Source organism: Couchioplanes caeruleus, from assembly GCF_003751945.1.
Classification (GTDB): domain Bacteria; phylum Actinomycetota; class Actinomycetes; order Mycobacteriales; family Micromonosporaceae; genus Actinoplanes; species Actinoplanes caeruleus.
The window spans coordinates 2,445,050-2,469,296 of record NZ_RJKL01000001.1 but is presented as its reverse complement, the minus strand read 5'-3'; the positions used below and the strand labels follow the sequence as shown (position 1 = coordinate 2,469,296).

Here is a 24,247-nt window from a genome sequence, read left to right as displayed (position 1 = left end):
CGGGCGCTCGTCGCGCCGGTCATCGTGACGCCGACCAAGCCGTTGACGCCCCGCCACGTCAAGGGACTGCTCCGGGTCGACGTGTTGCACCGGGCGGCCGCCCTCGTGACCGACGTCGACTCCTGGAACGGTGCGACAGCCGCGGTACTGGAAACGCTCGCACCAGTGCAAGAGCTAGCCCTGCTCGACAACGGCACAATCTGCGCTGCCACGGCACGGCGCTGTGTGCCTGGAGTACACCCAACACCACGAGCGCGCCGATCTCGGTGCGGCCCCAGGGCGGCAGGTCGCGGTCGCTGCCGCGCGGAAGCAAGCGGGATGCCGACGGCGAAGACTACCTCCTTCGCCAGCGAGTCCTGCTCGCCAACTGACGTCGAGGCGAGGTCCAATGACATCCAGCTAGCGTGTCCGCATGCTTCCACTGAATCTGCGCCACTCGGTCCGCGCGCTCGTCCTCGACCTCGACGGCGGCGGCTGGATCTGCTGGTCCGGTCGGGGGCGGTCGGCACTGACGGCCGCCGATGCGGTCATCGGTCGAGTTGCGCGTGGCCTGGGGGCTCGACTGTGCCCGTGGTAAGGGCGAGGAAGCGGTCGACCGCTACCCGGGCGTCGGCGCGGAGGCGATCGGCGGATGCGGGCGGCTCGCCCAGCAGGGCCCGGATCTGCGCGTCTCTGACCACCAGGCCGTAGAGGAGCCGGAAGGCGTCCGCGGGGTCGTCGACGCGCAGCCGGCCCTCGCCGGCCAGCCGGGCCAGGAAGGCTTCGACCAGCGGGCCGGTGGTGTGTCGGCCGTGTCGCAGTAGCAGCGCGGCGAGCTCGGCGTTCGCCATGGCGGCCCGGTTCAGTGCCAGCGACGCGTCGCTGGTGAGCAGGTGGAGCAGGTTCTCGGCGATGGCGACGAGCGTCGTGCGGGGCTGAGTAGGACGGTCCAGGGCCGCCGCCACCGCTGTGTTGACCTGCTCGGCCTGGCGCCGGATCAGCGCCGACAGCAGTCCGTCGCGGTTGCCGAACCATGCGTACAGGCTCTCCTTCGAGCAGCCGGCGCGTGCGGCGACCGCCTGCATCGTGGTGCCGTCGAGGCCATGGGCGACGAGTTCGGCGAGGGCCGCGTCGAGTGCGGCCTGGCGACGTGCCGCCTGCTCACCGGCGCGGGGCCGGCCGCGACGGGTCTGCCCGGTCAAGGCGCCTCCCTCGGCGTCTGGCATTAATTCGAACTCGCGGGTACGGTTTAATTCGTACGCGCTGGTTCGATTCTAGCTGGAGGTTCGACATGTCGGTGTCCGTACCCGCGACCGGCGTGGCGCCTGCCCCGCGCCGTGCCATGCAGCTCGCACGCGCCTGGGCGCTGGGCGCCGCAGCGGTCGCGATGGGGCTCATCGCCGGGTTCTTCTACGCCTACGCCTGCTCGGTCATGATCGGCCTCGCCCGGGTCGACAACCACACCTTCGTCAGCACCATGCAATGGATCAATGCGACCGTGCGCAACGGCTGGTTCGCGGTCAGCTTCTTCGGCGCGCTCCCGCTGGCCGCCATCGCCGCGATCCTGCACCTGCGCCGCGACGCGCGCCCCGTCCTGCCCTGGACCGTCGCCGCGGTGGGGCTCTACGCGGTCGCGTTCGCCATCACGATGGGCATCAGCGTGCCACTCAACGACGAACTCGCCGCGGCCGGCGACCCGAGCGCCATCGCCGACCTGTCCGCCGTGCGCGCCGCGTACGAGACGACCTGGGTCGAGTGGAACATCGCCCGCACCATCGCCGCGACGGCGGCGCTCGCCTGCCTCGTCCGAGCGCTCATGGTCCGTGCCCGACACGCACCGGCCCGCCCGACCGGATCCGGAGGCACGACGCCACCGGTCACGCCGGCGGCACGGTGACGCGTCGTCGGCGGGGGTGATGCGGCGACGTTTTGCGTCGACGGCATCGGTGACGACGTCGACGTAGTTGCCGTACTGCGTGCTGAGCGTCAACGAGTGCTGCTGCTGGCCGCCATTCGACAAGGACGCCGCCCATCTCGTCGGTGCCATGATCGATCTCGATCTCGGCTCCCGCCGGCCTGGGAGCGTCATCTGCGCCGTGGTGTGGAACTCCAGCAAGATCGAGCACTTCTCGCACTCGCTCCGCCAATTCGCGCCAGGCTTCCACGAGCTCATCGGACGCTCGGTATTCCTCGACCATCACCGTCATCAATTCGCAAAATGAATAGAGACCCGGGCGCTACGAAACTCTCGCGGCACCACAGGTCATTCTATTACGTCCACCAGCAATGCAATGCTGCGGCTGAGTCCCGACTTGACGACCACGCCGGCAGGGCAGGGACGCTCGCCGGCTTGTCGAACCGGGTCAGTTAAGGAGGGTGCTGGTGAGGAAGGAGGTGTTGTCCTGCTCTACCACGTCGCTGGGCGGCGGTGCCGCGATGTCGGCCTGTACCCCGTAATCCGAGAACGTGAATACGATGCTCTGATCAGGGGACTTCGTAAGGAAGTCCCGACTGATCCTGGCGAAGCGTCCCTGCTCGTCGAGGTCGGCGCCGACGCGCATGTCTATGCTCGGGCGCTGTCGCGAACTGGGCCTCGAGTCCTTGACGGTGAGCTTGCCAGAGAACGAACGGGTACCGGTCCTGGTCATGCCGGTGGCACGGGTCGCCGGCTTGGCCTGGTTCCAGGGGAAGCTGTCGTTGAAGACCACGGACAGTTCGTGGCCGTGCGGCAATCGGCTGTGGACCCAGCCGCCCGCTGCCAGGTGGGCAGTGGTGGCCGGCGGGAGGATCATGGTTTCCAGCGTCTTGCCGCTCGCCTGCACGTAGAGCTCCGTCCCAACCCGTCGGACGACGTATTCCTTCCCGGTGATCTCCCAGTTCTTCGTCTCGGCATTCACCACGCCGGTGTAGCTGTACAGATCAGATCCCATTTCTTGGGCGAACCGGGCGGATTCGGTACCCAGCTTGGCTTGGGCCGCGCCGAGCGCCGATACGGGGTCGGCCGGAATCGTGACGGTGGGCCGAGGAGTCTGGCCCGGGATCGCAGTGCCATCCGCGGTAGCGGAACAAGCGGCCCCTGACGCTGCCGCAAGGAATACCACACTTGTGGCCATCGATCGCCGCCATGCTCGCATACCGCTTCCCCGTTCAGTAGCCATGAACGGGCATCACTGTAGCCGTCGCCGCGGATCGTCCCGCGACGTGGGCGACCTGATGAGTTGACCAGGCCTACCGGAGTCAGATGTCATGACTCATCGCTTGCCGGAAGACGGCTTCCTCCCCTTCAGTGAGCTGTAAGGCAGCCAGCCCGCGCGGAGTCCAGCCCGATTCCGTGAGCGCACGCGGCCTTCGCCTCTCGGGATGCTGACCTGGATCTGTGTAGCGTACGGTGCGTGACCATGTCGAGGTCCGGGTCGCTCGCACTCGCGCGGGTCATGGCGCATTGCGGCGGATCGCCCGCCGAGGCTGCGGCGTATGCGGCCGGGGCGATCGGGGATGATCCGGCCGATTCCGAGTCGTACGAGCTGCTCGCCGATCTGCGCCGAACCTCTGGGCGTGAGATGGCGGCGGCCGTCGCGGCGCCGAGCGGCCTGTGGCAGTTCGTGGCTGCGTCCTACCTGTGCTTCCTCGACGGCGAGATGGATCGGGCTGCGTCGAAGGCGGCCACCGTGCGCCTGGTTCCTTCTCGGTGATCCCCCGCGGAGGCGAATCCCAGGACAGTGGCGACCTGAGATCGATCTCGCCGCCGGCGAACTTCGCGCCCGTGAAGAGGACCTTGCCGCCGGAGAACTCTGCGTCGGCGAAGTACACCGTGCCGCGGGAGAACTCTGCGGGACAGGCGCCAGGGCGAGCCTCTAGTCACGCTGCACGGTGATCACAACGAGCGGGTATCCGCACTTGAGGCACTCGTACTGGTAGCGGCATGTCGGTTCGACAGCACCAGTGAGTATTCGGGAGTGGCTTCATGCCCTGCTCGTTCGGCGAGGCGGTTGAGCGCTCGCCAGAACGAGTCACCGCCGAATGCCGCCGGAGCGACATCTCGGTGCTCGGGCGCGGGGGTGGTCGGCGGGCATGGCGGACTCCGGGCCTCGAGTGGGAGCACGGTCAGGTGGTCGGGTGCCGAGCACGGGTGGCCATTGCTGCTCAGGCGACGAAGAAGCCGTTTTCCAGGTACGCCACCGTACCGTCGGCGCGGGCCTTAACCGCCGCGACGATCCGGCGGGTGAGCAGCTCCGAGAGCCGTTCGCCGGCCTGCATCGCGGTGCACCACGCCCAGCTACGTAGCTCCTCGGCCGGTAGCTGGATCCGCGCTCCTCGGCCGGTAGCTGGATCCGCGCCGTCTGGTTCGGCGTCAGCACGCCGCCGTCGAAGACGAGCATCAAACCCTCGGTGCGGTCCGGGCGTGGAGGGACCCAGTCGGTCACCAGCAGGCGGCCCGGCTTCACCGGCAGGGACAGCTCTTCCTCGAGCTCGCGCACCGCTGCGGCGTAGGGCGACTCGTCCGCCTCTACCGCACCCCCCGGGATTTCCCAGTAGCTCTTGTAGGTCGGCTCGACCAACAGGACCCGGCCCCGGTCGTCCGACAGCAGCACCGCTGCCCCCATCCGCTTGCGCGGCAGCGTGGCGGTGTAGTCGTCGCTCACGGACGCCCGGCTAGTGTGCTGCGCCGGAAATTCGCATGATAAGTCGGTGTAGGGTGGGTTGATGGCACGTACCGGGCGCCCGACTGCACCGCTGGTGTTGACCGATGAGGAACGCGCGACGTTGACCCGGTGGTCGCGTCGGGCGAAGTCTTCGCAGGCCCTCGCTGTGCGATCGAGGATCATCCTGGCGTGCGCCGAAGGTGCCGCGAACACTGATGTAGCAACGGCTCTGGGCGTACACCTGTCCACTGCGGGTAAGTGGCGGCGGCGGTTCCTGGCCGAACGTCTCGACGGTTTGATCGATGAACAACGTCCGGGCCGGCCGCCGTCGATCGCCCTGGACAAGGTCGAAGAAGTCGTCGTCGCCACCCTGGAACAGACACCGCGTAACGCCACTCACTGGTCACGCGCGTCGATGGCGGAGAAGTCCGGGCTGTCGAAGTCGACGATCGGCCGGATCTGGCGCGACTTCGGCCTCAAGCCGCACCGGGCTGAGACGTTCAAACTGTCCACCGACCCGCAGTTCATCGAGAAAGTCGTCGACGTCGTCGGCCTCTACCATCATCCGCCCGAACGAGCCGTGGTGCTGTGCGTGGACGAGAAGTCCCAGATCCAGGCCCTCAACCGCTCCCAGCCGGTCCTGCCGATGATGCCCGGCATGCCCGAACGCCGCACCCACGACTACCACCGCAACGGCATCACCAGCCTGTTCGCCGCGTTCGACACCGCCGACGGCACCGTCATCAGCGAACTGCACCGCCAGCACCGCGCGACCGAGTTCAAACAGTTCCTGATCACCATCGACAAGACCGTCCCGGCCGACCTGGACGTGCACCTGATCTGCGACAACTACGGCACCCACAAAACCCCCGCCATCCGGGCCTGGCTGACGAAACATCCCCGCTTCCACATGCACTTCACCCCGACCGGCTCGTCCTGGATCAACCAGGTCGAACGCTGGTTCGGCTTCCTCGCCGACCAGAAGATCCGCCGCGGCACCCACAACAGCGTCCAGGCCCTGGAAGCCGACATCCGGTCCTGGATCGCCGACTGGAACAGCAATCCGCGACCGTTCATCTGGACCAAGACCGCCGAAGAGATCCTCGAATCACTCACCCGATTTTGTAGGCGAATTTCCGGCGCAGCACACTAGTACACCTCGCAGCGCCACGGCGATCACGACTTTCCGTTCGAGGAGATGGGCCGTCGGACGGGGCTCAGGTGTCCCCGGCTTCTTTCGGTCCACTGTGATGACCGGTACGGTCGGGGGCATGGGCGGCCCTACGACGGCCATGCCGCAAGCACCGCAGGACCTACGGTCCTGGATAAGCCTGCTGCGCGAGGCCGGGGAACTCGTGGACGTGCAAACGTGCGTGAGTTCCGACCCGGAGATCACCGAAATTGCGGACCGCGGATGCCCGACGGCGCCGCGCTGCGCGAGGTCGCCGAGGCCGTGCAAGGCCACCTCGGCGGCCAGACCCTCTACGCGGACGCGGCGCCGGCCGACCGCGACGACTGCCTCGCCGCGCTAATGCTGGCCCACCGGGCCCGCGCCCAGATCGACCACGACGAGCTGGTCGCGATCGACGGCGCCCGCGCCCTCGGCGCGTCCTGCCAGGACATCGGCGTCGCGCTCGGGCACACCGCGGCCACCGCGGAGCGCTCCGCGACGACCCGCTTCGGCGCGCTGCGCCGCCGGTTCTCCACCTACCCGCCACCCGCGCCGCCGGACGCCGCGCCGGCGCCCGAGCGCGGAACGCCGCCCACCGCACCGTGAAGGGACGCCCAGCGATGACCGAGCCCAGCACCGCCGGCGCCGCATCCGGCGACGACCTGACCGCACGCGCCCTGGACCTGCTGCACGTCGAGGTCGAGGACCTGTTCGCCCGGCACGAGGCGCTCGCCGCGACCCACCGGCGCCGCGGCGAGGAACGCGCCGCCGACCTGCAGGCCGCGGCCGCCTACGAGCGCGCCGCCGACGCCGCCGCGGACCAGGCCTGGCAAGCCTGGGCCACCACCCGCGACCAGCTGCACGAACAGCCCGGCGACCTCGCCCGGCTGGCCGCCGCCGACCAGGCCGAAGCGCACTACGACAGCCTCCGCGAGACCGCCCGCGTGGCGCACACCGCCGCCGGCGAGCTGGCCCTGCGACTGCTGGCGGAGTCCCAGCAGGACACCCGCGAGCTGCTCGAGCTGGGCCGCCGGGCCCACACCGCCCAGGACTTCCGGTTCGCCGCCACCCTGCAGCAGGTCACTGCCGCTCCGGCGGCCGACGCGGCGACGGCGAACGCCGCCGCCGGCCAGGCGGCCTCGCACCGCGAGACCACCGCCCCGGACGAGAGGCGGTGACTGTCGTGCATCCGGTACTGCTCGCGTTCGCCGTCCCCGCCGGCGGCGTCCTGCTCTTCTTCGCCATCGCCCCGCTCGTGGCCCGCCGCCTCGACGGCCCCAACGCCCCGATCGTCGTCGTGGACCGGCTCGCCTCCGACCGCCTCCGACAGGCCCTCGCGACGGGTTGGGCCGCGGCCACGCAGTCGGCCCGGGCGGACCACGCCGCACGATGAAATACGCGATGAGCAGCCCCGAAGAGCTGGCTGCTCGGCTTCAGCACATCACCGCCGGCCTGGAGGGCTACCTCGAACGCCGTGCCCAGGAACTGGCCGCGCGGATCAAAGCCGAGCAGCGGGCCGCCGCGGCCGTGCGCAGCAGGACGGAAAGTGATGTCACAGGGCGCCGCTACCATCGGTCCCTTGCTTGATCGAGAAGCACGGGGAGGATAACGATGGGATACGGAGTCATGGCGTGGGCCGTCGATCTCGACGGTCTGCGGGCCGAGATCGGAAATGGGGACGACGCGCTGGCCAAGCGATACGGCGCGAGTTTCACCGCGCACCATGACGACGTGCAGGAGCTCATCGACGACGTGACCGACGATGGGCCGGCCGTCACCCTGGCAGATGTCGCCCGTCACATGATCATGGGCGAGCCGTACGACGAGCGGATCGGGTTCGCGTACGGCTACTTCCTCGAGCACCTGTGCGACGTGCAGGGCAGGTTCTTGGACAACGCCCGGTGGATGCCGGTGCCGGTGGACTGGTGCGAACGCGTCGACGAGGCGCTGGCCAGTGCGGGACTGCTCGCCGAGGGCTTCTCCACCTGGGACCTCGTGTTCGGTGGTGCGCCGGTGCCGTTGCCGCGGATCGACGACTTTCCAGGGATCGGATATCGGGAGTACGGATCTCTGCAGGAGCCGGCGCATCTGCTCGCCGGCGCCGCGTTGGCCGACATCGCCGAGGAGTACAAGGACGCCGCCTACGACGTGTTCCAGTGGCTATCTCACGCGCACGACTCGGGCTGCTCCGTCGTGGCCTTCTTCCATTGAGCCGCGACCATGGCGACCGCCTCGGCCCGCGAGACAGGCCGGCTCCACGCCTCTATCCACACGATGTCCCCGGCGGTGACCACGACGACCGCATCGCCCGCCGGCGCTCTGCCGCACCGACAGCCGACAACTGGGCTCTAGCGGCATGAGCATGCTCGGTTACTGGCTACGGGTGACCCCGGGCGAGCTGGAACGCGCTGCCGGCGACCTGACCTGGGCCTTCGCTCTAGCCGAGCAGGTCAGCGAGACGGAGTACGCCGCGCCGCCGACCCCACAGCGGCGGCGCCTTCTGGAGCTGGACAAGACCTGGCACGGCCTGGACTTTCTGTTGCGCCGCCGCAACTTCCCGGTGTCGGTCGTGCTCGGCGAGCAGGACTTCCTCTTTGACCCGGACGACATTCCCGACTGGGGCTACGGCCCGCCCCGCTATCTCACCCCCGAGCAGGTCGCCCAGGCCGCGCAGGCGATCGCTGCGCTGACCGAGGCGGACCTGATCGCCGGAGTAGACCCTGCTCACCTGGACCGCGAACGGATCTGTCCAGCAGTCTGGGATCGCTCAGGAGAGCTGGAATGGGCAGTCTCGCGCCTGCCGAGGGCCACGGAATTCCTCACGGCCGCCGCAGCCGACGGTGACGCGGTGATCTGCTGGATCGCCTGATCTGGGATGCGCGCGAAGCGCGTCATCAGGTCGGCCGACACTCCGGGGCTGGTCGCCCTCGACCGGCTGCTGGACCTGCTTCTCGTCACCATGCTGCGGTCCTGGCTCGTTGACGCCGACACGGCGGCGCCCGGGTGGTACAGGGCACAGTGGCTGTTTCTATTCCGAGCTGTGCTGGTGGCGCGAGGAATCGGTCGAGTGCGTGGGCAGCCGGCGTTCGGGGAACCGTCACGGTGACGCTTTCCCGAACGCTGTGACCGAGGGGCATGTCCTGTCTGTGGCGGGCCCGGCAGCGCCGGGCCCGCCACCTCACGGCAGGTCAGCGTTCAGTGTCAGCGTGCCGTGGCTTGACCCAGTGCCGGTGTTGCGGACCGTGACCTCGGCCTGGAAGCCGCCCGACCACGAACCGACGGTACGGAAGGTCGCCGTGCACCCCGCGACGGGCGGGCTCGGGGGCGGATCGTTCGGCGGCGGCGAGGACGGGCTCGTCGGCGGGTCGGTCGGGCCGCTGGTCCCGTACCGCTCAGCCAGGTTGAGGCTCGTCGTGCTGCCCGCTCCGCCCAGCCGCACCTGGTGGTCCAGGCTGACGAACTTGCCCTGATACTCCCACAGCGCCGGCCTGAGCAGCGCGTACTTCTGCTCGTCCCAGGTCTTCCAGTCGTCCAGCAGCAGACCGCCAGTGTCCCCGGAGTTGGGATTGAGCACCCAGAACGTCTGGTGCAGTCCCTTCTCCACGATGAGGTCACGCAATGCGGTCATCCACTTGTCCTGGCGTGGATCCTGGCCGAGTCGGCCGCCCCATTCGCCGATCAGTAGCGGGGCGGTGCCGCTGTCGTGCAGGTACAGCCAGTTCGGCGTCCAGACGTCCGCGGTCAGCGAGGCCTTGTCGAACGGCTTGTCGAACCACGGCTGGTTGAAGACCAGCGGGCCGTAGTCGTGCGGCGAGTAGACGAGCTGATCCTGATTCGCGCCCAGATCGACCGGGTGGTCCTTGGCGCCGCGCAGATTGCCGCCCCACCAGTTGAAGTAATAGTCGGCCTCCGCGGTGGACGACCAGTTCGTACCGTCCTTGGGGTAGATCTCGATGCCCTCGCACATGATCAGGACGTTCGGGTTGATCGCGAGGATCCGGCGGCCGGCGACCTGGCAGGCGGTCTTGAAGTTGTCCTGGTCGGCCGACGAGTCCCACGTGGCCCGCGGGCTCTCGTTCATCTTGCCGTGCGGCTCGTTCTTCACGTCCATCGCGACCAGGGTGTCGTTGATACGGTAGCGGGCGGTGACCCACTCCCACGCCTGATAGAACTGCTCGCTGGTGATCGAGCCCTTCCACCACACCGGATAAAGGTGTCCGGAGTTGTCGGCCTCGGCGCTGTGCACGTCCAGCACGACCTTCATGCCGAACCGCTCGCACAGGGCCAGGAACGCGTCGAAGACCTCAAGATTGGTCTTGCCGGCGAGCTCCGGGTTCGCGTAGGTGTTCACCGCGGACGGCACTGCGGCCTGCCCGGCCTTCCACTCCAGCAGCAACTGGGTGGAGATCGGGACCCGGACGATGTTGATGCCGCGGTCGGCCATCGACTTCGTGATCTCGGTCAGGTTCGCCGACCAGAGCCCGTGAAAGACGCGTTCGGTGGCGTTGAAGCCGAACCAGTTGGTGCCGCTCAGCCGGACCGGGTTGCCGGATTCGTCGACGATCTGGTTGCCGCGGGTGTGCAACCAGTCCACCGTGGGCACGGTTGCCGCCTGGGCATTCGTGGTCGTGGCGATCCAGATGAGCGGGGCGGCGATGACGGCGGCCGCGACGACGGCGAGTTTACTGGTGATCCGTGGGGAGACCATGGTGATTGACCCTCCTGAGGACGGTGGGGAGACGTCGGGAGTGGTGCGGCAGGACCGCGGGGGTGCGCGGAAGCCCGGCGCGGGCCATCGATGGCCGGGTCCGCCGAGGGCGGTCATCGAGACGGTGCCGGTGAAGCTGCGACCGCGGCGATGGCGCGGGTCGTGCGCCTGGACGCGGGGAAGGGTGGAAATCATCGCAGACTGCTCCCCGGGGGAGGGGGATGAGCGTGGCCCGCAGGTATCGGTGCTTGTGAGTACGGCCGGGTGTCCATGTTACATGGGAGCGCTCCCATTGCGTAACCAGACGATGACGGATTGTGCGAGGCGGCGTGCCCGGCGCGTAGCGTCCAGGTCGGTGTGCGGGTGAACCGTCAGAGTGAGCCTCACGGTCGACATGTTCAGTCCCGCCTGGGTGCGGAGACTGTTCGGCTGGCCGTGGTGGAGGGTAACGAGAACGCGTGGACGCTCTACCGGCGCAACGGCTTCCGTGACACGGGTGAACTCGGCGACCTCCTGCCCGACGGCGTGCGCCGAGAGCGCATCATGACCAAAGACCTTGGGGAACGGCCCGTTCGCGGGGAGGAGGGGATCATGGACAAGCAGGCCGATCTGGAACGGTTCGTGTCGGCGCAGGCCGCTGTCTACGACCGGGCGTTGACCGAGCTGCGGGCGGGAGCCAAGCGCAGCCATTGGATGTGGTTCGTGTTTCCGCAGATCGCCGGGCTCGGCTTGAGCCCGACCGCCCGGACGTACGCCATCCGTGACCTCGCCGAAGCCCGCGCCTACCTGGCTCACCCCGTGCTCGGTCCGCGGCTGACCGAATGCTCGCAGGCGCTGCTGGCGGTGGAGGGGCGCACGGCGCGCGAGATTCTCGGCCATCCCGACGACCTGAAGCTGCGGTCGTCGATGACGCTGTTCGCCCGGGCCGCCGATGACGCCGCGGTGTTCCAGGCCGTGCTCGACAAGTACTACGGCGGCGAGCCCGACCCCGCCACCCTGGAACGGATCCCGGCCTCCGGCTCCGCCTAGGTTTGCGGGTGCGGCGCTGGGCGGGCCGATGTGGTCACGTCGGAGACGACACCGCCGTCGCGTTCCCTGCGTGCAACTTCAGTGCTCATCTCTACAGGCGTTTCCGCATCTGCACTGAGGTGATTTCGTAACCCTCCTGTTCGTACAGTGCGCGGGCGCCCGCGTTCCGGCCGAAGACGTTGAGGCCGATCGACTCCACACCGCGGTCGCGGCACAGCTCTTCGGCCGCGCGCATGATTGCTCGGCCGTAACCGTGGCGGCGATGGCTTTCGTCGACCACGATGTCGAAGATGTACGCCGTCCGGGACGTGATGTGCAGCCAGATCATGCCGACGTCGGCATCGTCCGCATAGGCACGCCACAGGAACTGCTCCGGGCTTGCCGGGCCGTCGGGGAGGAGGCGGGCGAAGTCGTCGGTGGCCTTCTTCAGTGCCTCGGGCAGTGACATCGCGCCGGAGTCGGCGGCCTGCTGGGCATACTCCTGCTCGGCCGTCTCGCGGTAGGTCGTGAACTGTGCGTCGGTCATCGGTTCCAGTCGTACGTCTGCCACGAGCGGAACCCTAGACGGTGGGTCCGACATAGCCGATGACCTTGCGGACCACCGGCTCGTAGGCATCCATCGGCTCGCTCGTCCAGCCGGCGACCGCCCAGGTCGCGAGCCGGAAGATGGTGGCGCGGACCAGGAGTTGACCCCAGGCCGGAAGATGTGACCAGCGCAGCGCGGCGTCGAATCCGGCGCCGTGCCAGACCATGGCGTCCACCACGGCCACCGCGCTGGCCCAGGCGGGAGGTCGCCAGTACGCCGACCAGTCGATCACCGCCGGGGGCAGGCCGTCCGCGAACAGGACGTTGCCCAGCAGGTCGCCGTGCACGATCTGGTCCGGCAGGTGCACCGGCCGCCGGACCGCGAGCAGGCTTCCGAGCAGCGGTTCGGCGTCGCCGCCGGCACGGGTGGGACCAGACGCTTCCGGGTGGCCGGACCGGTGACGGAGGCGGTCCCAGGCGAGCCTTTCCCCGTACGCCCAAGGGTCCGATCTTGTGTCCAGGAAGCCGGGCCGCGGCAGGTGGGCGACCGCCTCGTGGAAGGCGGATCCGGTGCGGACGACGTCGTCGACGCGGCGCTGGTCGGGTTGGCCCGCCACCGCGCATGCCGCTTCCCAGCCGTCGGCGAGCCAGTCACCGGTCGCGGCGCGGATCGGGCGGGCAATGCGAAAGCATGGCGATTCGGGCAGCGTCGCGAGGATCTCCGAGCGCCAGCGGACCGCGTCGTCGCCCTCCGCCGGCTTGAGGACCACGTCGCCGGCGCGCCAGGTGCCGCCTTTGCCTCCGGCGAGGCGTACGGGATCCGCGGTCGCGCCGAATGCGCGCAGGACCTCGGCCGGAGGCCGTCGATCTTCCATGGATTCATTGAACCGCCCGGCGGAGGGATCCACGGCGACCTCGGCGAACCGCCCCACCGCCGACCGCTAGCCTGGCGCCGTGGATATCCGTGCCGCCATCGTCGAAGAACGCCGCCGCATCGCCGACCTGGTCGACTCGCTGGAACCCGGCCAGCTCGACAGGCCGAGCCTCTGCGGCGAGTGGACGGTCAAGGAGGTTGCCGGTCACCTCCTCGCGGCGGTGGGCAAGCCGCCCGTACCGTTGCTGCCGCTGCTGGCCCGCAACGGTTTCCGTCTGCACCGGGCGAATGCGCAGCTTGCGGTGCTCATGGCCGCGCGGCCGGCGGCGGAGCTGGCCCAGGCCCTCCGCGACGAAGCGGACAATCCATTCAAACCCCCGATCGTCGGGTACGCGGGTCAGCTCACCGATCTCCAGGTGCACGGCCAGGACATGCGCCGTCCGCTGGGCCTGCCCCACGGCCTGGGGCCCGAAGGGCTGAAGGCATCGCTGGAGTTCCTGACCGGTGGCCGGGCGTACGGCTTCACGAAGCGGCGACGGCTGGCGGGGCTGCGCTTCGAAGCGTCCGACCTGGACTGGTTCTCCGGCGTGGGGCCGCTGGTGGCGGGCCCGGCAGAGGCACTGATGATGGCGATGTGCGGGCGCGGGGTGGCATTGAGCGAGCTCGGCGGGCCTGGAGTGCGGGTGCTCGACCAGCGCCTCAGTCGCTGACGCCGTCGCGATCTTGATCCTTGGTCGCCGGCTTGTGTCGCGTGGGCGACAGGGCCGCGGAGACCCGCCGAAACTGTCGGTCCCTCGCCCTACGGTCGCCCCATGGATGCAAACGAATACACGCCGGACCCGGACCGGCGTCCATACACGCAGCTCGACCGGCATTTCCTGGCCGGCGACAACACCTACCACCTGATCGCTTCGGGTACGGGCGACGACCGCATCAGACTGACGGTGACGGGCTGGGGCCCCAGCGGAGAGGTGGTGAGCGAACTCGGCGGAGGGATCTCGCCCGCCGACCTCCCCGCCGTGACCGAGGCCCTCACCACCACCCTGTCGGGCCTGACCGCCCTGCGCGCCGGACGCGGCACGCCCCCGGCGGCCGGACGGAAACCCAAGCGCCATCCCAACCTGGGCGTCCGCTGGTCCACCGAGGACGACGAACGCCTGGTGGCGCGGTATCGGGAGGGTGCTTCCGAGCGGGAGCTGATGGAGGAGTTCGGGCGCAGCCGAGGTGGCATCCGGGCGCGGCTCGAAGGCCTAGGCGAGGTCGCACCGGAGGCCGACCTGCGATACCGCACCGCCGATCACCCGGCGACCGAGGAGGTGCCGGCCCGGGCGACGTGAGCGATCGGTCCCGGCGGTCCGCGCTGATCGCCGTGGCCCGCGGATCCGGCCGCGCCCGCTGCTCGAGGGTGCGGGTGCGGTCGTGGCCGCCGCTCGGGCGTCTAGTTCGGTCGTTGGCTGCAATTTGCGTGCCGGTCTTGCGGGGTGGTGTTTCACCGGGCGAGCCGGGGGCACAGACGGCGAGACGCCCGCCACTACACACGATCGCGAGCTCGTCATGATCGTTTGACCACGCGGGGGTATCGAACGGGTGCGGGAGGCTGGCACGGTGAACGTGGTCATCGACGGCCGGTTCATCCTCGACGAGGCCGATCTGCACCGGCGGCTGGCCGGTGCGCTCGGATACGGGCCGTACTACTGCCACGACCTCGACGACCTCGGCCGGCGACTCGCGTCCGGTGATCCACGCCCGCTCCAGCTCGTCTGGATCTACGCCGCCAGCTTGCGGCTCGCCCTCGGCCTCGAGCTCTACGACCGCTACGTGCGGACCCTGGAGGAGATCGAGGCGACGGACGTCGGCCGGGACTGGAACGAGCGCTTCATCTTCCGCGTCTTCGAATAGGCCCGGTTCGCTCGGGCTGATCATGTGCGGAGGCTGTTCGCGCCTGGCCGGTCACCTGAGGTCGGTCAGCCGTGGGCGTGGTGCGGGGCCGAGGTCATCGTCACCGCGGATGCTCCGGGCTGCTGTCCCTGCTGCAGACCCACCGCTACCGGCGTCGCTGAACCCCTGTCACAGGGGATCGACGGTGGCGGTGTTCATGAGGCGGCGGACGCCGATCGGCTGACGTAGGGGTGTGCCGCCCGGGCCCGGCACCTGGGAGATGCGGCCGGCGATCTCGATGGCGCGGGTGTCCGAGTCGACGTCGAAGGTGGAAGCCGGCCAGCATCTCGCTGGATCGGGCGAACGGGCCGCCCGCGACCACCGGTGCCGTGCCGTCCGAGGTGACGACCTTGGCGAGCTCGGGGCCGGTGAGCGCGTGCCCGTCGACGTATTCTCCGCTTGCCACGAGTTCGCGGTGAGGGCGACGTCGTAGTCCATGTATGCCTTGATCTCCTCCGGCTTCCACCCGGGCATCGGGGCGTCGGTGACGCCGCTGCGGTAGTCGACCGTGAGCAGGTATCTCATGGGCCTTCTCCGTTCTCGTGCCGTGCCGGCGATGCACTGCGGTCACTCTGAGTCGGATCACCCGGCAGCTTTTCGACATCGACCAGAAGCACGACGGCGGCCCGGAGTCGCGGCCCGATGGGTCGTTGGCGCGGCGGCGGCGCGCCGGCGATGGGGTCGGTCGGGCATGGGGGCCGGGCGGCGGGCGGGAATGGGGCTCGATCGATCGGAGGGAAGCGGGCGGGAGGAGTTGGACTGGGTCGATCATGCGTGTGGCGGTGGGCTGGGAATCCTGAGCCGAGACCACCGGATGTGTAGCCGGGCTGGGACCCCCGGCTGGGGTGCACCCTCGCTGCACCCCGGCCCGGCTCAGGTCCGGTCGCCCCCGCCCGATCTTTCTGGCACCTGCGGACGGCTCCGCGGGTGAGCGGGCCCGGCCGTACCCCCTCGGCGGCCGGGTCCGCTCGGCTACCAGTGCAGCGGGCCGGAAGGGGTGCGCCGTGACCGGACTCCAGGGCCTGTTCGTCGGGGCCGATCATGAGAAGATCGTCGTGTCGCCGGACCCGATCCGCATGCGGACCGGGCGCGCCCGGCGGGTGCGCCGGGGTTCGGTCACCGAGGTCGTGCCGGTGCTGCCGAGTGGGCGTAGCCGCGAGGAGCGGGTGCGGTTCTCCTCGCAACTGTCGCTGGCGCTGCTCGTGCTCTCCGCCGTTCTCGCCACCCTGGGCATCCCGTGGTGGGCTGCGGCCGCCGGGTCGCTCGCTCTCGTCGCCTTCGTCGGCGTGCAACAGGCGCGGGCGGCGCGGTTGGGCACGCTCGCGCTTCCTCGGGGCGAGGACTCGTTCGTGCTGCACGCCGCGGAGGAGCGGGCCGCCTATGGCCGGGCTCTGGTCGTCGCCCAGCGGGTGCGGGGGACCTGGCCTCAACTGCGGCACATGATCGATCCGGGTGATGCCGACCGTAGTCTCACCGCCGCCCTCCGGGAGCTCGCCGCGATCATGAACCGCCGGCAGCAGATCCGCCGGTTGCGCGAGGAACTCGGCGCCGCCGCCCTGCACAACCTGCCCGCCGACAGTCCCGCCGTGCAGGCCCTCGCCGAGCAGCGGCTGCGGGTCGAGGGGCTGTGGCGGTCCTCGGCCGCCGCGGCCAACCGCATCTTGGCGAGCATCAACGCCGCCGCGCTCGCGGGGGAGAACCTCATCCGGGAGCAGCGGGTCGGCGAGACGGCTCGGGAAGCCGAGCTGGCGATCTCGCGGCTCACCGCCGCCGGCGCGACACCTGCCGACTCCGGGCCCGAGCTGGCCGAGCGGACCGCCGCGGTGATCGCCGCCTACCGGGAACTGGCGGCCGACCACCAGCACTGACCACTCCACGGCTCCCGGCTCAGACCCGGCCGACCGCGAGCACTGACCACTCCGTGGCTCCCGGCTCAGACCAGGCCGGCCGCCAGCGCTGACCACTCCACGGCTCCCCGTCCAGAGCAGAGAGACAGCGCATGCACTGCGGGGCACGGCCCCAACGTGGACAAAACTCAGCGTAATGTCGTCTTCACCTGTTTAGATGACTAGTCTACTGCCAAGTAGGCGCATACGTTTGCTGCTGACATGCGTACCCCGAGTCGTGCCCAGCTACCGTCCGCTTCCAGGCTCGAGGGCCCGGCGGCGGCCGGTTCGTGGCCGGCGTCCCGAAGGCTGAGACTACGCCGCCCGCCGGGCGGTGGACATCTGGCGGGGGACGGTCGCGGTGACTCTCCGTTGTGGCCGGCGGCCGAGGGCGCCGAGCGCGTCCAGCAGCATCGCCTGCACGGTGCCGGAGGCGGGCAGGTGCCAGCCGGTCTGTGCGGGGGCGGCGGCCCAGCGCACCGGCCCCTGTGGCGTGCGGCTCGGCGCGGCCGGGATCCACGAGCCGCGGCCGTGGCGCAGAACGTCCAGGCAGGACGCCAGTTCCGGGCGCAGCTCGTCGCCGGGGCGCACCAGGAACAGCCACCGCCCGGTCGGGGTGATGATGACCGGGCCGCGGGCGTCGCCGCGTTCCGGGCCGATCACGTCGGTGTGCAGCCGGACCGCGCCGAGGGCCCGCAGGCCGACGGGCGCCGGGACCTCCAGGGCGTCGAAGCTCCACCCGGTGGCCAGCAGCACCGTGTACGGGCGATGCCGCCACCACCGGGCGATCCGCTCGGGATCCGTGGCGGCCTCGTCCTCCCAGCACTCGATCGCGGGGTGACACCCCGTGATCGGGCAGCCGGCCCGGCCGCAGGTGAACCGGTCGCCGGTGAGGTAGGCGCCCGGCGTCACCGCCCAGCCGCGGGCGGCGTAGCGCAGTGCCGCCCGGCGCAGGCGCAGCCGATCGATCGTCGCCCATGGGCCGATCGGCTGCCGGATGCTCCACTGCATGGTCGGAATACCCCCGATTCGCCGACTCCCGCCGCTATATCAGCCGGAGTTGCCGTCACCAAGCACGACACGCTTCGTTGGTTCGGTCAGATCACGCATTGCAAGTTGCATGAGAAACTACGAGCAACGGTGGGCAGGCGATCACACAAGCTGTGCGACCAGCACAGACGGGTGAGGGTCCACACTGCCGGATGGAACACCGGGTGCTCACCGGCGGGGGTCGCCGGATGAGTTTGGGGAGGCACCGTGGACGAGCTGCCGATCGGCCGTCGAGTCGCCTACTGGCGCGGCCGGCGCAAGATGTCCCAGCAGGTCTTCGCGGACCGGTTGGGCAAGTCCAAGAGCTGGGTCGACAAGGTGGAGCGAGGGGTCCGCCGGCTCGACAAGTTCTCCGTCGTCTACGAGATCGCCGACGTGCTCGCCATCGACGTCCAGTTGCTGCTGGGCAAGGACGTCGAGCGGCGGCCGGAGACGCAGAACTGCATCGACCAGGTCGAGGTCGAGGAGATCCGCGCCGCGCTGGAGCGATACGACCAGATGAGCGCGTTCTTCCATCCCGTCCCGCAGGCGCCGCCGCTGACGGAGATGCGCAAGGCGGTCAGCCACGCCTGGCTGACCTACCAGCACGCGAAGTACGGCGTGCTGGCGCGCAAGCTCCCTCAGTTGCTGCGGGACGCACAAGCGGCGGACAGCGCGCACGCGAGCGGCGACGAGGCCCGCGACGCGGCGCACCTGCTTGGCCAGGTGTACCAGATCGCGTCGTCCGCGCTGCGCAAGGTGGGCGAGCACGAGCTGTCCTGGCTGGCCGCGGACCGCTCGATCGCGGTCTCGCAACGGGCCGGCGATCAGCTTCTCGCCGGGATGGCGAGCCACCGGGTCGGCATGGCGCTGCTCTCGCTGGGCCGCGTGCGGTCGGCGCTCGAGGTCAACGTCAACATCGCCAACCGGCTCGCCCCGACGACGCCGGAGGCGGCTACTCCGGAACGGCTCTCCGTGTACGGGCTGCTGTTGCTCACCGGCGCGATGGCGGCGGCCCGTATCGGTGACAGCGCGACCGTGCGTGACCTCGTCAACGGCGCCGAGCAGGCGGCTGGTGCGCTCGGTGGCGACTTCAACTACTACTGGACGTCCTTCGGGCCCACCAATGTGGAACTGCACCGGGCGGCGGCCGCGGTCGAGCTCGGCGACGGCGGCAAGGCGATCGAGACGCACCTGAAGATCGATCTGGCCGCGTTCGGCGCCATGCTGCCCGAACGGCGCGCGCACCACTACCTGGACATCGCGCGCGGCTACACGCAGCTCGGCGACGTGGAGAAGGCGAGCGAGATGCTGCTGGAGGGCGACCGGCTCGCCCCCTCGGAGATCCGCTGCCGCCCGCTGGCCCACGAGGTCATCTCCGACGTGCTGCGACGCACCCGGGGCACCCCGCCGGCGCCCATCGCGGAGCTGGCCGAACAGATGGGAGTCGGCGTATGAGGTGGATTCTGCGGTGAGAAGTGCCAATACCGCACCGGGCGTGCTGTACGTCCTGGTGTGCGGCTCGCCGATCGCCCGGGACGTGGACGTGCTCGTGGACCTCGCCCAGCGGGACGGCTGGGAGGTCTGCGTGATCACCACCCCCGACGGGCGCAAGTTCGTCGACGCGGCCGCTCTACACGCCCAGACCGGGCATCCCGTACGCAGCTACTACAAGAACCCCGGTGACGAGGATCTGCTCCCGCCGGCCGACGCGATGATCGTGGCGCCCGCGACGGTGAACACGGTCAACAAGTGGGCGGCCGGCATCACCGACACGCTCGTGCTCGGCCTCCTGATCGAGGGGTACGGCTTCGGCATTCCGACCGTCGTGGTGCCGTACACGAACAAGGTCATGGCGATGCATCCGACGCTGCACGAGAGCTTCGCGAAACTTCGCAACTGGGGCGTTCAGGTGCTGTACGGCGACGATGTCGTCCGGCTCGGCGGCCCCGGCCAGAACGACCGTTTCCGCAGCCAGTTCCCGTGGCGTCGGGCGTTGCAGGCCCTGCACACCCGGTTCGACACCGAGAACCGGGTCGAGCCCGGAGCCCGTTCCTGAGGCTTCGACGGGCTCGGCGGCGGCGGTGAGGGCCTCGACAGCGGCCGTGACCGGAGCCGGCACCCGTGTGAGGCCGGGATCGGATACCGGGGCTGGGTAGAGTTGGCGGCCGTGACCGACACCGCCCTTGCTCCACCCGCCGTCCATGAGGTGATGGCCGCCCTCGATGCCCGATATCCGAGGGTCTGGGCGGAGCAGTGGGACCGGGTGGGCCCGGTCCTCGGCGACTTCGACCGGCCGGTCGAGACGATCCTCTGCGTCGTCGACTGCGTGCCGGAGACGGTCGAGGAGGCCGTGGACGCCGGCGCCGCCCTGATCGTGGCGCACCATCCGCTGCTGCTCAAGGGGGTCTCCTCCGTCGCGCCGGACACCTACAAGGGCCGGATCGTGCATCGGCTGATCAAGGCCGACATCGCCCTGTACGTCGCGCACACCAACGCCGACGTCGCCAACCCCGGTGTCTCCGACTCCCTCGCCGCCCGGCTCGACCTCGTCCTGCCGCGCCCGCTGGTGCCGGCCGCGCCGGGCAGCCCGGCCGAGGGCGGCGGCCGGGGCGTCGGGCGGGTCGGCGAGCTGGCGGCCCCGATGCGCCTGGCCGACCTGGCCGCCTTCGTCGCCCGCCGGCTGCCCGCCACCGCCGCGGGCGTCCGCGCCGCCGGAGACCCCGACCGCGTCGTGCGCACCCTCGCCGTGAGCGGGGGAGCGGGCGACTCGTTCCTGCGTGACGCCGCGGCCGCCGGCGCCGACGCGTACCTGTGTGCCGATCTGCGCCACCATCCCGCGAGCGAGCACCTCGCCGCCGGCGGGCCCGCCCTGCTCGACGTCGCCCACTGGGCGAGCGAACGGCCCTGGCTCGACGAGGTGGCCGGGTGGCTGCGCGCGCAGTTCGGCGTCACCGCGCTCGTGTCCGATCTCGACACCGACCCCTGGACCGTGCACGCGGTCAGCCCCGACAAGGAGAACCATCTGTGAAGGCCGCCCCGGAAGCCCAGCGTCGCCTGCTCGACCTGCAGGGCATCGACACCGCTCTCAACCAGCTCGCGCACCGCCGCCGTTCGTTGCCCGAGCTCGCCGAGATCGAGACCGTCGCCCGCGAGCTCTCCGCGCTGGAGGACGAGCGGGTCCGGGCCCAGGTCGCCGTCGACGACCTGGACCGCGACATCGCCCGCTTCGAGAAGGACATCGAGCAGGTACGCGCCCGCAAGGATCGCGACCAGGCCCGGCTCGACGCCGGTGGCGCGCTGCGCGAGATCGAGGGTCTGCAGCACGAGCTGGCGACGCTGAACCGCCGCCAGTCGGAGCTCGAGGACGCCGAGCTCGAGCTCATGGAGCGCCGCGAGACCGCGGAGCAGGCGCTCAACGAGGTCAAGAAGCGGATCGCCGAGGCGTCGGCGCGCCGCGAGGCGGCAGAGGCCCGGCGCGACGAGGCGTACGCCGAGATCGGCAAGGAGCAGGAGTTCAGGACCCAGTCGCGGGCGCCGCTCGCGGGGGACCTGCCGCCGGATCTGCTCAAGCTCTACGACAAGATCCGTGAGGAGACCGGGCTCGGCGCCGCGCTGTTCCGCTCCGGGCGCTGCGGTGGCTGCCGCATCGAGCTGTACGGCGCCGACCTGGGCCGGGTGAAGTCCGCCCCCGCCGACGAGGTGGTCCGCTGCGAGGACTGCCGGCGGATCATGGTCCGTACGGCGGAGTCCGGGCTGTGAGCGACCGCGTCGGCGCGGCGGCGTTCTGCCGGAGCGCAGCGGAAGCAGGACGTCGCCCCTGCAGCGCCGCACGAGGAAGCGAATCATGAGCACTGTGCGTGACCTCAGGGTCGTCGTCGAGGCCGACGGCGGATCGCGGGGCAACCCCGGGCCGGCCGGGTACGGCGCCGTCGTCCGTGACCCGGCCAGCGGCGACGTCCTGCTCGAGCGTGCCGGTGCCCTGGGCGCCACCACCAACAACGTGGCCGAGTATTCGGGGCTGATCGCGGGTCTGCGGGCCGCGGCCGAGCTGGGCGCCACCCGGGTCGACGTACGGATGGACTCGAAGCTGGTCGTCGAGCAGATGTCCGGCCGCTGGCAGATCAAGAACCCGGGGCTGCGCCCGCTCGCCGCCGAGGCCGCCACCCTGGTGGACGGCTTCTCGTCGGTGACCTTCGACTGGATCCCGCGCGAGCGCAACAAGCTGGCCGACGCCCTGGCCAACCGGGCGATGGACGAGGCGGCGGGCAAGCCGGTCCGGGACGTGATCGAGCCCGAGGCGAAGGCGCCGCCGAGGAGCTGGGCGCCGCCGTCCCTGGAGGCCGCCACCCGGCTGATCCTGGTGCGCCACGGCGAGACCGCCCTCACCAAGCAGGGCCGTTACTCCGGGCGCGGCGACGTCCCGCTCTGCGACGAGGGCGAGGCCCAGGCCATGGCGGCGGCCGGGAGGGTGGCCGGCATCAGCCGCGACGTCGCGGCCGTCGTCTCCTCACCCCTGCGCCGGTGTACGCGTACCGCCGAGCACATCGCCGCCGAGCTGGGCAACGTGACGGTGACCGTGATGCCCGAGCTGATCGAGTGCGACTTCGGCGACTGGGAGGGGCTGACCTTCGGCGAGGTGCGCGACCGCTGGCCCGGCGAGCTGGACAAGTGGCTCGGGTCGACGAGCGTCGCGCCGCCGGGCGGAGAGTCGTTCCAGGCCGTGTCGAAGCGGATCCGGGGGGCGCTGGCGACGCTGCAGTCCGCGTACCCGTCGTCGGTGGTGGTGGTGGTCTCGCACGTCTCGCCGATCAAGCTGATCCTGCGCGACGCGCTCGCGGCGAGCGACACGTTCCTGCACCGGCTCTTCCTCGACGCGGCCGGGGTGTCCACGGTCGACATGTGGCCGGACGGCGGCATCGCCGTACGGTCGGTGAACGAGACGGCGCACCTCAGATAGATCGGCGTCTCTTGACCCTGCGGGGGTGGGCGTTTAGCTTCCTCAATCAGGAAACTTTCTTAAACGCTCGCCCGGGAGGGCTCATGCGCGGATCCGCCCGTCGCCTCCTCGCCGTCGCCGTGACCGTCCTGGTCGGCCTGACCGCCGCACCGGGCGCAGCCGCGGCACACGGCAGAAAACCTCCGGTCAAGGTCGGATACTTCACGCAGTGGGGGATCTACGGCCGCGACTTCCCGCTCGCCAAGGTGGAGCGGTCGGGCGCGGCCGCCCGGCTCACCCACCTCAACTACGCCTTCGGCCCGGTCACCGCGGCCGGCGTCTGCGACTCGGCCGACCCCTGGGCGGACTGGCAGACGCTGTTCTCCGCCGAGCGCAGCGTGGACGGCGTCGCCGACGAGGCCGGTCAGCCGCTGGCCGGCAACCTGCACCAGCTCGCCGAGCTCAAGCAGCGCAATCCCGCCCTGCGGGTGCTGATCTCCCTCGGCGGATGGACCGGCTCGGCCCACTTCTCCGACGCCGCCCTGACCGACGACTCCCGCCGGAAGCTGGTCAGCTCCTGCGTGGACCTGTGGATCAAGGGAAACCTGCCCGGACTGAGCGCCGGGGTGGCCGCCGGCATCTTCGACGGCATCGACCTCGACTGGGAATGGCCGGGCTCCGAGGGCAACGCGGGCAACGTCTTCCGCCCCGAGGACAAGCGGAACTTCACGTTGCTCACCGCCGAGTTCCGCAGGCAGCTCGACCGGCTCTCGCGCACCACGAAGAAGCGCTACGACCTGACCGCGTTCCTGCCGGCCGCCCCCGCCAAGGTCGAGGCGGGCTTCGAGGGAGAGATCTTCCGACACCTCGATTTCGGTACGGTGCAGGGCTACGACTTCCACGGCTCGTGGGACCCGCGCACGAACCAGCAGTCCGCCCTGCGCGTACCGGCGGGCGCACCCGACGACCCCGACTTCTCCGCCGAGGTCGCCGTGGGCGCGTGGCGTGACCTGGGCGCGCCGGACCGCAAGCTCGTGCTCGGCATCCCGTACTACGGCCAGGGCTGGACCGGTGTGACCGGCGGCGGCGACGGCCTGTTCGCCCCGGCCGCCGGCGGTGCGCCCGGCACCTTCGCGGTCGGCACCGAGGACTGGAAGGTGCTCAAGAACCTGCCCGCGCAGGGCTTCACCGTCCACCGTGACTGGCGGGCCGGGCACTCGTGGCTCTTCGACGGCACCACCTTCTGGACGTACGACGACCCGGCGCAGGTCGCGCAGAAGGCGGCGTACATCCGTATCCAGGGGCTGGGCGGGGCGATGATGTGGTCGCTCGACGGCGACGACGAGAACGCCTCGCTGACCCGTACGATCTCGGCGGTTCTCTCGCGGCACTGACCCACGTCGATTGCGCCGGTGGTGTGCCGTTCGGCGCACCACCCTGGCCGTTCGGCGCATCATGATCGCGGGCCCGGTGCGGGCACGGCACCTCTCGGTAACCTGCGGCCGATGGCCGTGCATACCGGTGAA

28 protein-coding genes and 1 pseudogene are annotated in these 24,247 nt (G+C 70.3%); 21 read left to right on the top strand and 8 right to left on the bottom strand.

All coding sequences use genetic code 11. The annotated features are described in order from the left end of the window. Window positions 1–527: 527 nt before the first annotated feature. Window positions 528–1,181 (bottom strand): TetR/AcrR family transcriptional regulator, encoded by a 654-nt coding sequence (locus tag EDD30_RS10795; RefSeq protein ID WP_071806632.1) that lies wholly within the window; start codon window positions 1,179–1,181, stop codon window positions 528–530. 89 nt (window positions 1,182–1,270) lie between these two features. Here EDD30_RS10795 and EDD30_RS10790 point away from each other — a divergent pair, with 89 nt between their 5' ends. Further along, entirely contained in the window at window positions 1,271–1,876 is a 606-nt protein-coding gene (locus tag EDD30_RS10790) for an anthrone oxygenase family protein (RefSeq protein ID WP_244945195.1), read from the top strand. 79 nt (window positions 1,877–1,955) lie between these two features. Further along, a complete protein-coding gene (locus EDD30_RS10785; protein ID WP_143162768.1) occupies window positions 1,956–2,201 on the top strand; it encodes a hypothetical protein in 246 nt (81 codons plus the stop codon). A gap of 141 nt (window positions 2,202–2,342) precedes the next feature. Here EDD30_RS10785 and EDD30_RS10780 read toward each other — a convergent pair whose 3' ends face one another. Continuing rightward, window positions 2,343–3,092 carry a hypothetical protein gene (locus EDD30_RS10780; RefSeq protein WP_143162767.1) on the bottom strand — a complete coding sequence of 250 codons (750 nt, stop codon included), beginning with the start codon at window positions 3,090–3,092 and terminating at the stop codon, window positions 2,343–2,345. A gap of 279 nt (window positions 3,093–3,371) precedes the next feature. Here EDD30_RS10780 and EDD30_RS10775 point away from each other — a divergent pair, with 279 nt between their 5' ends. After that, window positions 3,372–3,671, top strand: coding sequence for a hypothetical protein (locus EDD30_RS10775; protein WP_071806629.1), 300 nt, complete (start codon window positions 3,372–3,374; stop codon window positions 3,669–3,671). 732 nt (window positions 3,672–4,403) lie between these two features. Here EDD30_RS10775 and EDD30_RS40520 read toward each other — a convergent pair. Further along, window positions 4,404–4,583, bottom strand: a pseudogene (locus EDD30_RS40520) (NUDIX domain-containing protein); the annotation flags it as partial. A 100-nt stretch (window positions 4,584–4,683) separates the two neighbouring features. Between EDD30_RS40520 and EDD30_RS10765 the strand changes: the two are divergent. The 7 genes from EDD30_RS10765 to EDD30_RS10735 all read left to right on the top strand — a co-directional run bounded on the left by EDD30_RS10765 (window position 4,684) and on the right by EDD30_RS10735 (window position 8,662). Beyond that, window positions 4,684–5,775 carry an IS630 family transposase gene (locus EDD30_RS10765; protein WP_123678218.1) on the top strand — a complete coding sequence of 364 codons (1,092 nt, stop codon included), beginning with the start codon at window positions 4,684–4,686 and terminating at the stop codon, window positions 5,773–5,775. Window positions 5,776–6,036: 261 nt separating this feature from the next. Beyond that, window positions 6,037–6,399 carry a hypothetical protein gene (locus tag EDD30_RS10760; RefSeq protein ID WP_071808268.1) on the top strand — a complete coding sequence of 121 codons (363 nt, stop codon included), beginning with the start codon at window positions 6,037–6,039 and terminating at the stop codon, window positions 6,397–6,399. Window positions 6,400–6,413: 14 nt separating this feature from the next. After that, the gene (locus EDD30_RS10755; protein ID WP_071808270.1) at window positions 6,414–6,971 is read left to right on the top strand and encodes a hypothetical protein; all 558 of its coding nucleotides are present in this window, start codon (window positions 6,414–6,416) and stop codon (window positions 6,969–6,971) included. After that, window positions 6,968–7,186: a hypothetical protein gene (locus tag EDD30_RS10750; RefSeq protein WP_123678217.1), complete on the top strand. Its 219-nt coding sequence runs from the start codon at window positions 6,968–6,970 to the stop codon at window positions 7,184–7,186. The genes EDD30_RS10755 and EDD30_RS10750 overlap by 4 nt, the downstream gene beginning before the upstream one ends. Further along, the gene (locus EDD30_RS10745; RefSeq protein WP_123678216.1) at window positions 7,183–7,380 is read left to right on the top strand and encodes a hypothetical protein; all 198 of its coding nucleotides are present in this window, start codon (window positions 7,183–7,185) and stop codon (window positions 7,378–7,380) included. Before EDD30_RS10750 ends, EDD30_RS10745 begins: the two co-directional genes overlap by 4 nt. 24 nt (window positions 7,381–7,404) lie before the next feature. Then, complete coding sequence (locus tag EDD30_RS10740; RefSeq protein WP_123678215.1) at window positions 7,405–8,004, top strand: DUF7691 family protein; 600 nt, start codon at window positions 7,405–7,407, stop codon at window positions 8,002–8,004. A gap of 145 nt (window positions 8,005–8,149) precedes the next feature. Continuing rightward, window positions 8,150–8,662: a DUF1877 family protein gene (locus EDD30_RS10735; RefSeq protein ID WP_244945194.1), complete on the top strand. Its 513-nt coding sequence runs from the start codon at window positions 8,150–8,152 to the stop codon at window positions 8,660–8,662. Between the two features lie 309 nt (window positions 8,663–8,971). Here the strand turns inward: EDD30_RS10735 and EDD30_RS10725 are convergent, their stop codons facing one another. Further along, window positions 8,972–10,501: a cellulase family glycosylhydrolase gene (locus tag EDD30_RS10725; protein ID WP_084556454.1), complete on the bottom strand. Its 1,530-nt coding sequence runs from the start codon at window positions 10,499–10,501 to the stop codon at window positions 8,972–8,974. A 438-nt stretch (window positions 10,502–10,939) separates the two neighbouring features. Between EDD30_RS10725 and EDD30_RS10720 the strand changes: the two genes are divergently transcribed. Next, window positions 10,940–11,530 carry a DUF1810 domain-containing protein gene (locus EDD30_RS10720; protein ID WP_244945193.1) on the top strand — a complete coding sequence of 197 codons (591 nt, stop codon included), beginning with the start codon at window positions 10,940–10,942 and terminating at the stop codon, window positions 11,528–11,530. Between the two features lie 91 nt (window positions 11,531–11,621). Here EDD30_RS10720 and EDD30_RS10715 read toward each other — a convergent pair whose 3' ends face one another. Beyond that, the gene (locus EDD30_RS10715; RefSeq protein ID WP_170047303.1) at window positions 11,622–12,080 is read right to left on the bottom strand and encodes a GNAT family N-acetyltransferase; all 459 of its coding nucleotides are present in this window, start codon (window positions 12,078–12,080) and stop codon (window positions 11,622–11,624) included. Between the two features lie 10 nt (window positions 12,081–12,090). Beyond that, the gene (locus EDD30_RS10710) at window positions 12,091–12,930 is read right to left on the bottom strand and encodes a TIGR02569 family protein (RefSeq protein ID WP_071806027.1); all 840 of its coding nucleotides are present in this window, start codon (window positions 12,928–12,930) and stop codon (window positions 12,091–12,093) included. 79 nt (window positions 12,931–13,009) lie between these two features. On the opposite strand from EDD30_RS10710, the gene EDD30_RS10705 reads away from it, so the two are divergent. The 3 genes from EDD30_RS10705 (at window position 13,010) to EDD30_RS10695 (ending at window position 14,828) form a co-directional block, all read left to right on the top strand. Beyond that, complete coding sequence (locus EDD30_RS10705) at window positions 13,010–13,639, top strand: maleylpyruvate isomerase family mycothiol-dependent enzyme (RefSeq protein WP_071806025.1); 630 nt, start codon at window positions 13,010–13,012, stop codon at window positions 13,637–13,639. A 102-nt stretch (window positions 13,640–13,741) separates the two neighbouring features. Continuing rightward, the gene (locus EDD30_RS10700; protein WP_071806024.1) at window positions 13,742–14,266 is read left to right on the top strand and encodes a hypothetical protein; all 525 of its coding nucleotides are present in this window, start codon (window positions 13,742–13,744) and stop codon (window positions 14,264–14,266) included. A 268-nt stretch (window positions 14,267–14,534) separates the two neighbouring features. Continuing rightward, complete coding sequence (locus EDD30_RS10695; RefSeq protein ID WP_170047301.1) at window positions 14,535–14,828, top strand: barstar family protein; 294 nt, start codon at window positions 14,535–14,537, stop codon at window positions 14,826–14,828. A gap of 168 nt (window positions 14,829–14,996) precedes the next feature. On the opposite strand, the gene EDD30_RS10690 is transcribed toward EDD30_RS10695, so the two are convergent. After that, the gene (locus EDD30_RS10690) at window positions 14,997–15,392 is read right to left on the bottom strand and encodes a hypothetical protein (RefSeq protein WP_211277814.1); all 396 of its coding nucleotides are present in this window, start codon (window positions 15,390–15,392) and stop codon (window positions 14,997–14,999) included. Between the two features lie 479 nt (window positions 15,393–15,871). Between EDD30_RS10690 and EDD30_RS10685 the strand changes: the two genes are divergently transcribed. Continuing rightward, window positions 15,872–16,735, top strand: coding sequence for a hypothetical protein (locus EDD30_RS10685; protein WP_071806022.1), 864 nt, complete (start codon window positions 15,872–15,874; stop codon window positions 16,733–16,735). Window positions 16,736–17,068: 333 nt separating this feature from the next. Here EDD30_RS10685 and EDD30_RS10680 read toward each other — a convergent pair whose 3' ends face one another. After that, window positions 17,069–17,764, bottom strand: coding sequence for a bifunctional DNA primase/polymerase (locus tag EDD30_RS10680; RefSeq protein ID WP_071806021.1), 696 nt, complete (start codon window positions 17,762–17,764; stop codon window positions 17,069–17,071). 246 nt (window positions 17,765–18,010) lie between these two features. Here EDD30_RS10680 and EDD30_RS10675 point away from each other — a divergent pair, with 246 nt between their 5' ends. The 6 genes from EDD30_RS10675 (at window position 18,011) to EDD30_RS10650 (ending at window position 24,115) form a co-directional block, all read left to right on the top strand. After that, a complete protein-coding gene (locus EDD30_RS10675; protein WP_071806020.1) occupies window positions 18,011–19,240 on the top strand; it encodes a helix-turn-helix domain-containing protein in 1,230 nt (409 codons plus the stop codon). 1 nt (window position 19,241) lies between these two features. Then, window positions 19,242–19,841, top strand: a complete 600-nt coding sequence (locus tag EDD30_RS10670) for a flavoprotein (protein ID WP_071806019.1) — start codon at window positions 19,242–19,244, stop codon at window positions 19,839–19,841. A 153-nt stretch (window positions 19,842–19,994) separates the two neighbouring features. Then, window positions 19,995–20,813, top strand: coding sequence for a Nif3-like dinuclear metal center hexameric protein (locus tag EDD30_RS10665; protein WP_123678790.1), 819 nt, complete (start codon window positions 19,995–19,997; stop codon window positions 20,811–20,813). Then, entirely contained in the window at window positions 20,810–21,544 is a 735-nt protein-coding gene (locus EDD30_RS10660) for a zinc ribbon domain-containing protein (protein WP_071809382.1), read from the top strand. Before EDD30_RS10665 ends, EDD30_RS10660 begins: the two co-directional genes overlap by 4 nt. Window positions 21,545–21,629: 85 nt before the next feature. Then, window positions 21,630–22,742 (top strand): bifunctional RNase H/acid phosphatase, encoded by a 1,113-nt coding sequence (locus EDD30_RS10655; protein ID WP_071809381.1) that lies wholly within the window; start codon window positions 21,630–21,632, stop codon window positions 22,740–22,742. An 83-nt stretch (window positions 22,743–22,825) separates the two neighbouring features. Further along, entirely contained in the window at window positions 22,826–24,115 is a 1,290-nt protein-coding gene (locus EDD30_RS10650) for a glycoside hydrolase family 18 protein (RefSeq protein WP_071809380.1), read from the top strand. Window positions 24,116–24,247: the final 132 nt, after the last annotated feature.

Excerpts from the sequence above, each read along its gene's own strand:
- EDD30_RS10790 (WP_244945195.1), top strand. The coding sequence starts at position 1,271 with ATGTCGGTGTCCGTACCCGCGACCGGCGTGGCGCCTGCCCCGCGCCGT.
- EDD30_RS10765 (WP_123678218.1), top strand. The coding sequence starts at position 4,684 with ATGGCACGTACCGGGCGCCCGACTGCACCGCTGGTGTTGACCGATGAG.
- EDD30_RS10740 (WP_123678215.1), top strand. The coding sequence starts at position 7,405 with ATGGGATACGGAGTCATGGCGTGGGCCGTCGATCTCGACGGTCTGCGG.
- EDD30_RS10655 (WP_071809381.1), top strand. The coding sequence starts at position 21,630 with ATGAGCACTGTGCGTGACCTCAGGGTCGTCGTCGAGGCCGACGGCGGA.
- EDD30_RS10710 (WP_071806027.1), bottom strand. The coding sequence starts at position 12,930 with ATGGAAGATCGACGGCCTCCGGCCGAGGTCCTGCGCGCATTCGGCGCG.
- EDD30_RS10650 (WP_071809380.1), top strand. The coding sequence starts at position 22,826 with ATGCGCGGATCCGCCCGTCGCCTCCTCGCCGTCGCCGTGACCGTCCTG.
- EDD30_RS10725 (WP_084556454.1), bottom strand. The coding sequence starts at position 10,501 with ATGGTCTCCCCACGGATCACCAGTAAACTCGCCGTCGTCGCGGCCGCC.
- EDD30_RS10745 (WP_123678216.1), top strand. The coding sequence starts at position 7,183 with ATGAAATACGCGATGAGCAGCCCCGAAGAGCTGGCTGCTCGGCTTCAG.
- EDD30_RS10780 (WP_143162767.1), bottom strand. The coding sequence starts at position 3,092 with ATGGCCACAAGTGTGGTATTCCTTGCGGCAGCGTCAGGGGCCGCTTGT.
- EDD30_RS10735 (WP_244945194.1), top strand. The coding sequence starts at position 8,150 with ATGAGCATGCTCGGTTACTGGCTACGGGTGACCCCGGGCGAGCTGGAA.
- EDD30_RS10760 (WP_071808268.1), top strand. The coding sequence starts at position 6,037 with ATGCCCGACGGCGCCGCGCTGCGCGAGGTCGCCGAGGCCGTGCAAGGC.
- EDD30_RS10700 (WP_071806024.1), top strand. The coding sequence starts at position 13,742 with ATGGATGCAAACGAATACACGCCGGACCCGGACCGGCGTCCATACACG.
- EDD30_RS10755 (WP_071808270.1), top strand. The coding sequence starts at position 6,414 with ATGACCGAGCCCAGCACCGCCGGCGCCGCATCCGGCGACGACCTGACC.
- EDD30_RS10665 (WP_123678790.1), top strand. The coding sequence starts at position 19,995 with ATGGCCGCCCTCGATGCCCGATATCCGAGGGTCTGGGCGGAGCAGTGG.
- EDD30_RS10680 (WP_071806021.1), bottom strand. The coding sequence starts at position 17,764 with ATGCAGTGGAGCATCCGGCAGCCGATCGGCCCATGGGCGACGATCGAT.
- EDD30_RS10690 (WP_211277814.1), bottom strand. The coding sequence starts at position 15,392 with ATGAGATACCTGCTCACGGTCGACTACCGCAGCGGCGTCACCGACGCC.